Below are 12,241 nucleotides of genomic sequence, written 5' to 3'. Positions count from 1 at the left end.
ATATGATGAATAAAATCACACAGGATATCGAGACAGTACTCAAGCAAATTCCTGATGGTGCACACATTATGACCAGTGGTTTTGGCCTGGCAGGTCAGCCGGTAGAATTAATCGAAGCATTAATTGATCTGGGTCCTCGAGACTTAACTATTATTAACAACAATGCTGCTTCTGGAGATCGTGGGTTAACCAATCTGCTGTTGTCTGGACTGGTTAAAAAAATGATCTGTTCATTCCCGCGGGCCAATAACTCAACCGTCTTTGAAGACCTGTACAAGGCAGGAAAAGTTGAACTGGAACTGGTGCCACAAGGCAATCTGGCCTGCCGCATTCAGGCAGCCGGTGCTGGCTTAGGAGCTGTTTTTACTCCAACCGGTTTTGGTACCAAAATTGCTGAAGGTAAAGAAACCCGAAATATCAATGGAAAAGATTATGTGCTGGAATATCCGATTCATGCTGATTATGCCTTGGTATATGCCAATCAGGCAGATCAGTGGGGCAACTTGACCTACCGTAAGGCAGCACGGAATTTTGGTCCGATCATGGCCAAAGCAGCAAAAACCACCATTGCACAAGTGCATCAGATTGTGGAACTGGGAGAGCTTGATCCAGAGATTATTGTAACGCCAGGAATTTTTGTACAGCATGTGGTCAAGGTTGGAGATATTAAATGATGAATATTCAAAAACGTAGCCGTGAACAGATTGTGGCTAAAGTGGCGCAAGACATTCCAGCTGGCTCTTTTGTGAATTTGGGTATTGGTTTACCGACACGCGTGGCTGGTTATTTAAAACCTGAACAAGGAGTAATTCTGCACTCGGAAAATGGTGTTTTAGGTTTTGCTGCATTGAATGATCCTGAACAGGCAGATGATGACCTGATTAACGCCGGTAAAGAACTCGTAAGCATGTTGCAAGGTGGCAGTTTTATGAATTCTGCGGACTCTTTCGATATCATGCGAGGCGGGCATCTGGATATCTGTATCATGGGTGCTTTTCAGGTTGCTATTAATGGTGATTTGGCGAACTGGCATACCGGTAATGCTGATGCTGTACCTGCTGTAGGCGGTGCAATGGATCTGGCAGTGGGTGCTCGATGTGTCTATGTCTGTATGGAGCATATGACCAAAAACGGTGAAGCAAAAATCGTTGAAGAACTGACTTATCCTCTAACAGGTAAGCAGTGTGTCAACCGCATTTATACCGATCTCTGTGTGATTGAATTAAAAGATGGCCAAGCTCAGGTTATTGAAATAGTGGATGGCTTAAGTTTTGAGGAGTTGCAAAGGAAGACTGGCTGTAAATTAGTAGACAGTCGTCAACAAGCAGCCTAAAAATAAGACATCAAAATTTGAACGAGTGAAACATAATTTCAAATCACAGCTTTGGCTGTGATTTTTAAACTTTAATATTAATATTTTTTACACATAAAATGAGGCAAATTTCGCACTTTTAAGATGTACATATAAACTTTTGCTAATGATTATCTTAAGAATAAGTCTAAAATGTTAACAAGCTAAGGAAGGTGATAGTCTGAATGCATAATAATTGTGATGATCAAGATATTTTTCATATTTTTAATCTGATTGGCCGCCATACTGAACTCAAACCTATTCTCGACATTATTAGCCAATGGCTGGAATCACGTATTCCAGAGGCGCTTGTCACAATTATGCTCTATAGAGAAGACTCGCAAACTTTAAATGTTATAAGTGGCCAGCAGCATTTCTCAAAAGAGTACTGTAATGTCATCCAAGATTTAAAGATTGGTCCTGATCGAGGAACCTGTGGCGTAGCTGCTTTTTTGCGTCAGCTCGTCATTAGTCCAAATTTAATGAAAGATCCAAACTGGCAGTCCTACCGTGCTGTAGTGAATGCAGAAAAGCTGTCTAGTTGCTGGTCTATGCCGATTATAAATGCCTCAGATATTTTATATGGCACTTTTTCGACCTATTATCGGGCACCCAAAATACCGACAGAACAGCATATTGAGCTTTTGCAACAAGCGACAAAATTAGTGGCCCTCGCAATCGAACTTGATCAGGAGCGTCAAAAAAGACAGGAACTTAATGAGAAATACTGTTCTTTTTATACTTATCATCCCCATATCATTTTTGAACTTGATTTACAGGGACATATGCTTACTACCAATATTGCTTGCGAAGAAATTACAGGATTTTCTAAAGAGCAAATTTGTGGTCAGCATTATTGTGCTTTTATACCACCTGAATTTCATGAGCTGGCCAACTTTTCATTTATAGAAACGCTGCAAGGCAAATCTCAACATTTTGAGCTTCCAATCTATAATGTTACTGGAGATGTTTTATGGCTGGATTTGACCAATTTACCGATTATACAAAATCAGAAAGTTACCGGCATTATTGGTATTGCGCGGGATATTACTTTATCCCGTAAAAACAAGGAGGATCTGCGTTTATTAAAACGGGGAGTAGAAGCCAGTCCGAATAGTCTTTTTATTACCGATGTTTCAGAAGAAAGGTTAATGGTGTATGTGAACCCGGCTTTTCTCAAGCTCACAGGCTATACAGAAACAGAAGTTTTAGGGCAAGGCTGTTTTTTCTTGCAGGGTCCAGATACTGATCCGGATCAAATTTCATTACTCAAGCAAGCAGTTAAGAAACAAAAAGAAATTCAGGTCACCATAAAAAGTTACTGTAAAGATGGCAGCTGGTTCTGGAACCGTTTAACCCTAGGTCCTATTTTTGATCAGACTGGAACCTGTACCCATTTTCTAGGAATTCAGGAAGATATTACCCAGCAACTTATTCACGAAGAATATATCCGGCATCAGCATACCCATGATTATTTAACCGGCTTGCCGAACCAGCATGCATTTAAGCAAATTCTGGAAAATATTTTTGAAGTACAGCATGAGAGTTCAGAACCTTTGGTGCTGCTATATATAGACCTGGATGACTTTAAAAATATTAATGACAGCTTGGGTCATCTGGTGGGGGATCAGATTCTTAAAAGTGTGGGTGAGCGGCTGCAAAAATTTATTCAAGACGATAACGTACTATGCCGCTTTGCTGAAGATGAGTTTATCTTACTGCTTTCAGGAATATATGAGTCATCTGAAGTGGAGGCGATCGCTGGAGAAATTCTTGAGCTTCTTTCCATACTTTTTGTTATTGATCAGTACAAAATACATTTAAGTGCCAGTATTGGTATTGTGGCGGATGACAGCTCAATCCAGCATTCATCTGAACTGATCTATCAGTCTGTTTTGGCAATGCAGGAAGCCAAAAGACAGGGGCGTAATATCTGGCAGTGGTATGAAAAAAACAAAATGCAGCCTGTCGCAGAAATAGATTATACCAATCTGCGTCTGGAACTCATGGAAGCGATCAATCAGGAAAATTTCGACCTGTTCTATCAGCCGCTGGTTCATCCTGAAACTGGACATGTAATAGGTGTGGAAGCCTTAATCCGTTGGTGTCATCCGCAACAGGGTTATATTTCCCCAGCAATTTTTATCCCTCTTGCAGAAAGAACCGGGCAGATTATTAGTGTAGGCCAGTGGGTGCTGGAAAAGGCCTGTTTAGATATTGCGCACTGGAACAAGAAACATAATAGCCAGATCACGGTATCGGTGAATATTTCTCCGCTACAATTCCGTAGAGCAGGCTTTTTACAGGTACTTGAACATGCGCTTCAACTCAGCCAATTACCGCCGGAACTACTTAAAATTGAAATTACGGAAGGTGTCATCATTAATGGTGCAGACCGAACCATAGAAATTTTAAAAGCGGTGCGTACTTTAGGTGTACAGGTTGCCATTGATGACTTTGGCACAGGTTATTCGAGTCTCAGTTATCTGCGTCGCTTGCCAATCAATCAAATCAAGCTAGACCGTAGTTTTATTGAAGAGTTGACCCTCGATGGTCAGGATGCTGCAATTGTGCAATCTATTATTCATCTAGCCCATCAGCTGGATTTGGAAGTTGTCGCAGAAGGTGTCGAAACCTTAAGTCAGGCCAGTTTGCTCTATCAGCAGGGCTGTGATTTGCTACAAGGCTTCTTTTATGCAAAACCTGCACCTTTAACTGAATTGAAATCTGTTTATCTCGCAATGGAAAATAGTAAATTGAATTAACTCTAAAAAATTAAGATATCAATATTTTCAACTGCTCTTCAGAGAGAAAGGAAACGTTAAAAGTCTAAAGAATTTTTCTATTTTTGAACGTATCATCTTTAGAATTTGCACTTGGTACAGAAAGCGGGATAAAAAATAAGCTTTTTAACCCCAAAGGTTTTTAACAGTATCTAAGGCTCAGGCTGAATATTGGCTAAATTTCTTTCTTGGTTTAAATCATAATAGTTAATCACAAAGATCAACACGGCAAAAATAAAACCTAAAATGACACAGGCAGACCAGCCATAGCTTTTCCATAAATGCAGCGATAAAAATGCCCCCAGACCGGCACCTGAAAAATAACAGGTCATATAGATGGCATTAATCCGCGAGCGAGCCTGCATTGAAATTCGATAGACCAGATTCTGGTTCAAGACATGCAAACAGGAAATTCCAAAATAAGCCAGAATCAAGCCCAGGATATAAATCCATAAATAATTCTGGGCAAAGAATAAGGGAATCCAGGCCAGAATCAGTCCGCATGTGGCCAGATGCGCAATCCATTTTTCCCGATGCCTGCCAATCATTTTACCGGTCCATTGAGAGGACCAGATGCCGACCACACCCACAATACCCATGAGACCAATCTGGAAATCATTAAAATGATACGGTGCTTCAGCCAGAATAAAAGTCATGGTAGTAAAGATAATACTCAGCATGCCAAAACCCAAACCTCCGATCATACTACGCCGGATCAGCATGGGTTCTGTTCGGGCAAAGGTAAATAGTGAGCGATAAATTTGCAATATATTCATCTGCAACTGGCTCTTGGTGCTCGGCAACTGGAACCACATCGCCAGACTTAGCAGAAGAATTGCACAACCACTAAATAGGTATACCGCATGCCAGGACCATAAAGTAGAAATCAGTCCGGCTACGGTACGGGCAAACAGAATACCCACCAGAACACCACTCATGAGCAGGCCCACGACTTCGGCACTTTTATCACGTTGCGACAGGCTGGCGGCAAAAGGAATCAGAATCTGGGTGGTAATCGAACAAAAAGAGGCGAGCAGAGTAAAGCCATACAACATATGCAGATTGGTACTGGCTGAAAGCCCAATAAGTGCCAGTCCGGTACAGAACATTAAACTGCAGATGTACAGCCGTTTTTCGAACAAATCCCCCAGAGGGACAAACAAAAATAACCCGGTGGCATAGCCAATCTGGGTCAATACTACAGTCCAGCCAGACTGGGCTACACTGATCTGCAGATCCTCTGCAATAGAATAAATCAAGGGCTGGTTAAAATAATTACAACCTGCGCAAAGTGCGCAGGTCATTGCCATCATGAACATGAAACGGCGTGAAATTTGCCCTTGGGCTGACATCCTTGTCTCCTGAGGCCTTAAAAACTATAGTTGGCAGAGAGGTTGATACGCGAAATATCTGCTTCCTTATTGTCAAAGGTTTCACGCTTGCCATGATGATATTCTGCACCCAGATTAATCTTTGGAACAGGAGAATAGATCACGTTAGCCACATAGTCGGTTAAGCGCTTATTGGCTTCCGGATTGGCTTTGGCATAATCGCTAGAATCATCAAAATCGACCACACTGGCTGCAATACTGCTACGCCATTTCGGTGTGAATTTATGCGTAAATCCGATATTCAAACTGTTAAACTCATTCAGTAAAAGTTCATTATTGGCTGTATCAACCGAATAGTCGCCACCCCAAGCTGCACCGTCAACCGTAGAACCTTGAATTAAAAAGGCAGCAATACGCTGATCGCCTACTATATGGAAATAATTGCCCTGAATAGAGTTTCTATCATCAAAACGATAACGTCCACCAGCACCAACCCCCCAGCCAACTTTCTCGATATCACCTGTCGCGGTTTGCGCCTGCTTTTCATTGATAAAGCCTTGAGCTAACAGATGTAGCGGACCGGATTGATGTACAAATTTGGTGGTTAAGGCAGGTAAGGCAGAGGAGCGATCACCACCGGCCATATATTCCAAGCCGACATTCCAGGTATTTTCCGGATCAAGCTTAAACGCATAACTGACCTGGGGAGTACGTAAGATCGAACCACCGAGCAATAAACTGTAGTCTACCGCATCGGTGCTAATTTCCGGCGTAGACATGAGTGACCAGGCCTGACCAAAAGTCCAGTTATAATATTTAAAATATGCATGACGGATACGGAGGCCACCATCACCTTTGCCATTGTTGGTCCAGAAATCAGCTTCCAGACGTGCGGAAATATTCGGATTACCTCCCAGATCTTTGGCTAGGAAACCAATACGGCTGGCAGCTGCAGTAAAATCGGAACGGACTGAATCAGGTTCAGTAAAAGGCACTTTATTGATCTGGTTAATGGTTCGGCCACGGGTTTCTGGCGTACTTTTAAAATCAATCGCGCCATCCAGACGGATCATTCCATACACATCCACATTGTCCATCATGCTACTTAAACTTTTGGAGTCTGCTGCTTTAGACTGTTCCTGTTGTGCTTTTAAAGCAAGCTGTGACTGTTTTTGCTGTTCCAGTTCAGACTGAATCTGTTTGAGCTGTGCTTCTAGAAACTGGATACGATCTTCCGATACTTCTGCTGAAAGTACAGTTCCTGATGCGATACCGCACAATGTGGCTAAAACTAATTTTTTCATTTCTTAATCCCTGAAGAAACTTTTAATCCTGAATGAAAGGAAACCTTTCTATACGTGTGGTCAATATTTGGAGAAAGAGGAAGACAGCAAGTTGTACTGTCTTCCGGAGAGTATTTATTCTGCTTTTTGCGGATCGTATAAACGGTCTTTAATAAACAGGGCCGGAATTAAGCCGCAGAAGAAGTAGGCAGCGCCCATCACCATCAAGCCAGTTCCAATTGAGCCATGCATGGCCAGATAGCCAATGGTAATCGGGGCAAAAATGGCACCGATCCGGCCAATATTGAATGCACCACCCACGGCTGTTCCACGAACTGCAGTCGGGAAGCTTTCAGTTAAATAGGTTGCATTAATGGCATATGGAATGCCGTACAGGAAACCAAAGATCAGCATCAGTACACCGATGTTATCTGGAGTGTGCATGTAGACCACGACCGGAATGAACAGCGCAGTTCCCATGGTGCCGAAAGCAAACACGATACGACGGCCGATCTTGTCAGCAACATAGCCCGCAATGATTTTGGCGAATATCATGGTCAAGAAAGTACCAATCATATAGATCGCCATTTCCTTGAATTTGATACCTAATTCAGCTTCCAGATAACTTGGCAGCCAGTTACTTACACCGAAATAACCGAATAAGAGAAAACCTGAGCTGAATGACCATAAGATAAACATTCTGCCGTGGGTTTTATCTTTTAAAATGGTGATATATGGATTGCCTTTTTTCGCATTATTATCCACGATCTGGCCAGTTCTTTTCATTTCCCGAACACGTTTCCACGATTCTGGTTCAGGCACCATAAAGTGCATGAGGATACCGAGTGCTAAAGGTGCAATCGTAATCCAATACAGCATACGCCAGCCGAACTCAGGAATAATCCAGCCTGAAAGCATGGTAATCACCAGAGAACCCAGAGTGAAGCCGGTCATCAATGTTGCCAGCACTGTGGTACGGTATTTGGTAGGCACATATTCAGACATCAAGGTATTACAGGCAATATACAAGCAGCCCAGACCTAAGCAGGACAGAGTACGTAACATTGCAAATTCAGTATAAGACTGCGCAAAACCTGAGTAGGCAGACAAGATCGAGAAGGCGATGGTTGCCAGTACAATGACGCGGACACGTCCAAATTTGTCGCATGCCCATCCACCAATAAAGCCTCCAATCCCCATACCTAAAAGAGAATAACTTCCCAAGGCCCCCGCCTGTACAGAAGTTAGGCCCCATTCCGCTTTCAGACTGGTCAGACTAAAAGCCAGAATCCCGATATCTGCACCGTCACAGAGCAAAATCAGAAAAGCAAAGACAAAAGCCGTCATCCATAGACGTTTTGGTGCCTGTTTGATGGTATCCGTGGAGGAGACATCGGTTTTATTGTCTCCTGTTACGATGGTATCGCTTGTCATTCTTATATCCTCTATATATTCAAAGTAGCATTTCCTCTGCTACCGCTAAATCCATTTTTCTTCCTCACGGAAACATAGTTTTCCTGATTTAACAGACTTGCTCTAAACACAACAGCCGCTGCATTTATTATCAGGCTACATTCGATTTTTCACGCTTTACGCAAAATCAAAATCCTCTCATTGCTGGAAAATTTGATTTCGTAAATTACTTTTAAGTTCTGCCTTATGGTGATTATTCATTGAAATGAATAATCAAATTGCATTTAAAATATTTAATTCCGTATTGCGAAATTAATTAATCATAAAATGAGCAATTGAACAAGAGTTTTTACTCTATTTTTATTTAAAAATAACTTTTTTGAATTCTGGAGTTAAAAATCCTTGATTTATAGCTTAAGAAACCTTAGTTTTATATAAAATAAAATTTCGCTATACAAAATAAATGGAGATTTTAATGGAACAGGTAGTTCAAGTAGAACAAGTTTCAGCACATGTAGCGATGGTTAAAATTCATCGACCAGAAGCGAAAAATGCCCTGAATACAGAAGTTCGCCAGAAACTTGCGGCGGCTTTTTTGCAACTGAATGATGATGAAAATGTCCGTGCCATTATTCTTACGGGTGGTGAAACAGATTTTGCAGCAGGTGCAGACCTGAAAGAACTGGCCAATGCAGAAACCATTCAAATGATGCAGCGTCGAACTGAACGTTACTGGCAGGCGATTGCACAGTGCTCAAAACCGGTAATTGCAGCTGTAAACGGTTACGCACTCGGCGGTGGCTGTGAACTGGCTATGCATGCAGACATTATTATTGCTGGGAAAAGTGCCCAGTTTGGTCAGCCTGAAGTGAAAGTAGGTGTCATGCCCGGTGCAGGCGGTACTCAGCGTTTATTCCGTGCAGTTGGCAAATTTCATGCCATGCGCATGATCATGACTGGTTGTCTGGTACCTGCACCGGAAGCCTATCAAATTGGTCTGGTGTCCCAGGTGACTGAAGACCGTGAAACCCTTGCTACAGCTATCAAGATGGCGGAATGTCTAGCGAAAATGCCACCAATTGCCTTGGAGCAAATCAAGGAAGTGGCTTTATTGGCCGAAGATGTACCACTCAATGCTGGACTTACCCTGGAGCGTAAATCTTTCCAGATGCTGTTTTCTTCAGAAGATCAAAAAGAAGGTATGCAGGCCTTTATTGAAAAACGTAAACCGAATTATCAGGGACGATAAGCATGAGTATTCAGATTCAGAAAATCGGCATTATTGGTGTAGGCACGATGGGTGCAGGTATTGCCCAGATCGCGATTCAGTCTGGTCATGATGTTGTACTGTTTGATGCCAAAGAAGGGGCAGCTGAACAGGCACAGGACAAACTGGCCAAAACATTAAATACCTTGGCAGATAAAGGTAAATTCAGCCATGAAAAAGCCGCTGAAGATATTGCTCATCTGTCGACTGCGCAGCAGCTAGAAGACCTGAAAGATTGCGACTTGATTGTTGAAGCGATTATTGAAAATCTGGAAATCAAGCAAAAACTGATGCAGCAACTGGAAGGAGTTATAAAACCAGAAGCGATTCTGGCATCTAATACCTCTTCATTGTCGATCAGTGCAATCGCTGCCAACTGCAAGCAGCCAGAACGTGTTGCCGGTTATCACTTCTTTAATCCGGTACCACTCATGAAAGTGGTCGAAGTGATTGAAGGCTTTAACACCCGTGCTGACATTATTGAAGCATTAACCCAGCTCTCGACAAAAATGGGGCATCGTCCGGTCAAAGCTAAAGATACGCCAGGGTTTATCATTAACCATGCCGGCCGTGCCTTTGGCAGCGAAGCCTATGCAATTCTGAATGAAAATGTCACACCATTTTATGATATTGACAGGATCTACCGTGACGGAATCGGTTTCAAGATGGGGCCGTTTGAATTAGGTGATCTGACCGGTATGGATGTCTCGCACCCAGTGAGTGAATCGATTTATCACCAGTATTATGAAGAAGCACGTTACCGTCCAAGCGTGATTACCCGTCAGCGTTTTATTGCCAAGCAGTTAGGTCGTAAAACCGGTAAAGGTTTTTATGATTACACTTCAGGTAGCAAAGAAGGTGATGTTGCTCCAGCATTGGTTGAAAAGCTAAGTCAATATCCATCAGTCTGGCTAGGCACCGAATATGACGAAGACCGTCAGGCACTTGAGCAATATCTGCAACAGTTCAACATTCATATTGAGCAAACTGAGACACCTTCAGCAGAGGCTTTAATCCTGATTGCCACTTATGGTGAAGATGCAACATCAGCTGCGATCCGTTATCAGCTGGCACCTCAACAAGTGGTGTGTATCGACTTGCTATATGGTCTGCATAAACACCGTACCTTGATGCCAACTTTTGTCACCCAACCTGAACTGATAAAAGCAGCCCACTCGATTTTCAATCTGGATGGTGTGACCGCCAGTGTAATTCAGGAAAGCGTCGGCTTTGTGGCTCAACGTGCTTTGGCAATGATTGTGAATCTTGGCTGTGATATTGCCCAGCAAGGCGTTGCAACGGTGGAAGATATCAATATCGCAGTGAAATTAGGTCTTGGCTATCCATATGGCCCAATTGAATGGGGGGATGTGCTGGGTGCTGAAAAAATTCTGAAAATATTAGACCGTATGACTGCGATTACCCGTGACCAGCGTTACCGTCCAAGTCCTTGGTTGCGTCGCCGCGTTCAGCTTGGTCTGCCTCTTGTTCATACAACAAATTAATTAAAAAGTTAAAAGTTAAAGGAATAACACTCATGTTAAATGCATATATTTATGATGGTTTACGTTCACCAATCGGTCGCCATGCAGGAAGTCTGGCAAGCGTACGTCCAGATGATCTGGCAGCGACTGTCATTAAAAACCTGCTGGAAAAAACCGGTATTCCGGCAGCAGATGTAGAAGATGTAATCTTTGGTAGTACCAATCAGGCCGGTGAAGACAGCCGTAATGTGGCACGTTTTGCAGCATTGTTAGCAGGTATGCCGGTAACAGTTCCGGGTCAGACGGTAAACCGCTTATGTGCATCAGGTCTCGGTGCTGTGATTGATTCGGCACGTGCCATTACTGCAGGTGAAGGCGAGTTGTACATTGCCGGTGGCGTAGAAAGCATGACCCGCGCACCTTTTGTAATGGGTAAAGCAGAGAGTGCTTATTCACGTGATGCCAAAATTTATGACACCACGATTGGTACCCGTTTCCCGAACCGTAAATTTACGGATCAGTTTGGCGCGCACAGCATGCCTGAAACAGGTGATAACGTGGCTGAAGAATTCGGTATTAGCCGTGAACAGGCTGATACCTTTGCTGCTGCATCACAGGCAAAATATCAGGCAGCGAAAGAAGCAGGTTTCTTTGAAGGTGAAATTACCCCGATTGAAGTTTCTCAAGGACGCAAATTGCCGCCTAAACAAATTACTGAGGATGAGCATCCACGTGCTTCTTCAACATTTGAAGCTTTATCCAAGTTAAAACCGCTTTTCGAAGGTGGTGTAGTAACAGCGGGTAATGCATCAGGTATCAATGACGGCGCTGCAGCACTGATTATCGGCAGTGAAAAAGTGCAGGAACTGTATGGCTTAAAACCTCTCGCTCGTATCCTGTCTTCTGCAGCCGCTGGCATTGAGCCACGCATCATGGGAGCAGGCCCAATTGAAGCGATTAAAAAGGCAGTACAGCGTGCGGGTTTGACGCTAGACGATATGGATATCATCGAGATTAATGAAGCCTTTGCCAGTCAGGTATTATCTTGCCTGAAAGGTCTGGATGTCGCTTTGGATGATCCGCGTGTCAATCCAAATGGTGGTGCGATTGCCATTGGTCATCCACTGGGCTGTTCGGGTGCGCGTTTAGCTTTAACCGTTGCACGTCAGTTACAGCGTACCGGTAAAAAATATGCCGTGATCAGTCTGTGTATTGGTCTGGGTCAAGGCCTGGCGATGGTGATTGAAAACCCTGAAGCTGCAACATCTTAAGTCATCACCTAAATGCCATGTATATGTGATATGCATGGCATTTTTTTATTGGGATTTT

9 protein-coding genes are annotated in these 12,241 nt (G+C 43.1%); 6 read left to right on the top strand and 3 right to left on the bottom strand.

Annotated elements, in window-relative coordinates; all coding sequences use genetic code 11:
* Positions 1 to 2: 2 nt before the first annotated feature.
* The 3 genes from VXQ92_RS02225 (at position 3) to VXQ92_RS02215 (ending at position 4,116) form a co-directional block, all read left to right on the top strand.
* On the top strand, positions 3 to 674 hold the full coding sequence (locus VXQ92_RS02225; protein WP_064096770.1) for a 3-oxoacid CoA-transferase subunit A: 672 nt from the start codon (positions 3 to 5) through the stop codon (positions 672 to 674).
* Positions 674 to 1,333 carry a 3-oxoacid CoA-transferase subunit B gene (locus tag VXQ92_RS02220; protein ID WP_064096840.1) on the top strand — a complete coding sequence of 220 codons (660 nt, stop codon included), beginning with the start codon at positions 674 to 676 and terminating at the stop codon, positions 1,331 to 1,333. Before VXQ92_RS02225 ends, VXQ92_RS02220 begins: the two co-directional genes overlap by 1 nt.
* 203 nt (positions 1,334 to 1,536) lie before the next feature.
* The gene (locus VXQ92_RS02215; RefSeq protein ID WP_416680178.1) at positions 1,537 to 4,116 is read left to right on the top strand and encodes an EAL domain-containing protein; all 2,580 of its coding nucleotides are present in this window, start codon (positions 1,537 to 1,539) and stop codon (positions 4,114 to 4,116) included.
* A gap of 170 nt (positions 4,117 to 4,286) precedes the next feature.
* On the opposite strand, the gene VXQ92_RS02210 is transcribed toward VXQ92_RS02215, so the two are convergent.
* The 3 genes from VXQ92_RS02210 to VXQ92_RS02200 all read right to left on the bottom strand — a co-directional run bounded on the left by VXQ92_RS02210 (position 4,287) and on the right by VXQ92_RS02200 (position 8,182).
* Positions 4,287 to 5,486 carry an MFS transporter gene (locus VXQ92_RS02210; RefSeq protein ID WP_416680176.1) on the bottom strand — a complete coding sequence of 400 codons (1,200 nt, stop codon included), beginning with the start codon at positions 5,484 to 5,486 and terminating at the stop codon, positions 4,287 to 4,289.
* Positions 5,487 to 5,503: 17 nt separating this feature from the next.
* Complete coding sequence (locus VXQ92_RS02205; RefSeq protein WP_416680174.1) at positions 5,504 to 6,769, bottom strand: DcaP family trimeric outer membrane transporter; 1,266 nt, start codon at positions 6,767 to 6,769, stop codon at positions 5,504 to 5,506.
* A 114-nt stretch (positions 6,770 to 6,883) separates the two neighbouring features.
* Positions 6,884 to 8,182 carry an MFS transporter gene (locus tag VXQ92_RS02200; protein WP_064096774.1) on the bottom strand — a complete coding sequence of 433 codons (1,299 nt, stop codon included), beginning with the start codon at positions 8,180 to 8,182 and terminating at the stop codon, positions 6,884 to 6,886.
* A 454-nt stretch (positions 8,183 to 8,636) separates the two neighbouring features.
* Here VXQ92_RS02200 and VXQ92_RS02195 point away from each other — a divergent pair, with 454 nt between their 5' ends.
* From VXQ92_RS02195 to VXQ92_RS02185, 3 genes are read left to right on the top strand one after another with little or no spacing between them, the layout of a single operon-like run.
* Positions 8,637 to 9,410: an enoyl-CoA hydratase gene (locus tag VXQ92_RS02195; RefSeq protein ID WP_416680172.1), complete on the top strand. Its 774-nt coding sequence runs from the start codon at positions 8,637 to 8,639 to the stop codon at positions 9,408 to 9,410.
* Positions 9,411 to 9,412: 2 nt separating this feature from the next.
* A complete protein-coding gene (locus VXQ92_RS02190) occupies positions 9,413 to 10,933 on the top strand; it encodes a 3-hydroxyacyl-CoA dehydrogenase (RefSeq protein WP_416680170.1) in 1,521 nt (506 codons plus the stop codon).
* Positions 10,934 to 10,965: 32 nt separating this feature from the next.
* Positions 10,966 to 12,183 (top strand): 3-oxoadipyl-CoA thiolase, encoded by a 1,218-nt coding sequence (locus VXQ92_RS02185; protein ID WP_416680168.1) that lies wholly within the window; start codon positions 10,966 to 10,968, stop codon positions 12,181 to 12,183.
* Positions 12,184 to 12,241: the final 58 nt, after the last annotated feature.

Source organism: Acinetobacter sp. 228 (assembly GCF_048147885.1).
Note: the sequence above shows the minus strand (reverse complement) of the source record. Positions and strands in the feature narration are given on the sequence as shown.

Bases quoted from the DNA above. Each gene is read 5' to 3' on its own strand.
- VXQ92_RS02195 (WP_416680172.1), top strand. From the start codon at position 8,637: ATGGAACAGGTAGTTCAAGTAGAACAAGTTTCAGCACATGTAGCGATG.
- VXQ92_RS02220 (WP_064096840.1), top strand. From the start codon at position 674: ATGAATATTCAAAAACGTAGCCGTGAACAGATTGTGGCTAAAGTGGCG.
- VXQ92_RS02205 (WP_416680174.1), bottom strand. From the start codon at position 6,769: ATGAAAAAATTAGTTTTAGCCACATTGTGCGGTATCGCATCAGGAACT.
- VXQ92_RS02215 (WP_416680178.1), top strand. From the start codon at position 1,537: ATGCATAATAATTGTGATGATCAAGATATTTTTCATATTTTTAATCTG.
- VXQ92_RS02210 (WP_416680176.1), bottom strand. From the start codon at position 5,486: ATGTCAGCCCAAGGGCAAATTTCACGCCGTTTCATGTTCATGATGGCA.
- VXQ92_RS02225 (WP_064096770.1), top strand. From the start codon at position 3: ATGATGAATAAAATCACACAGGATATCGAGACAGTACTCAAGCAAATT.
- VXQ92_RS02200 (WP_064096774.1), bottom strand. From the start codon at position 8,182: ATGACAAGCGATACCATCGTAACAGGAGACAATAAAACCGATGTCTCC.
- VXQ92_RS02190 (WP_416680170.1), top strand. From the start codon at position 9,413: ATGAGTATTCAGATTCAGAAAATCGGCATTATTGGTGTAGGCACGATG.
- VXQ92_RS02185 (WP_416680168.1), top strand. From the start codon at position 10,966: ATGTTAAATGCATATATTTATGATGGTTTACGTTCACCAATCGGTCGC.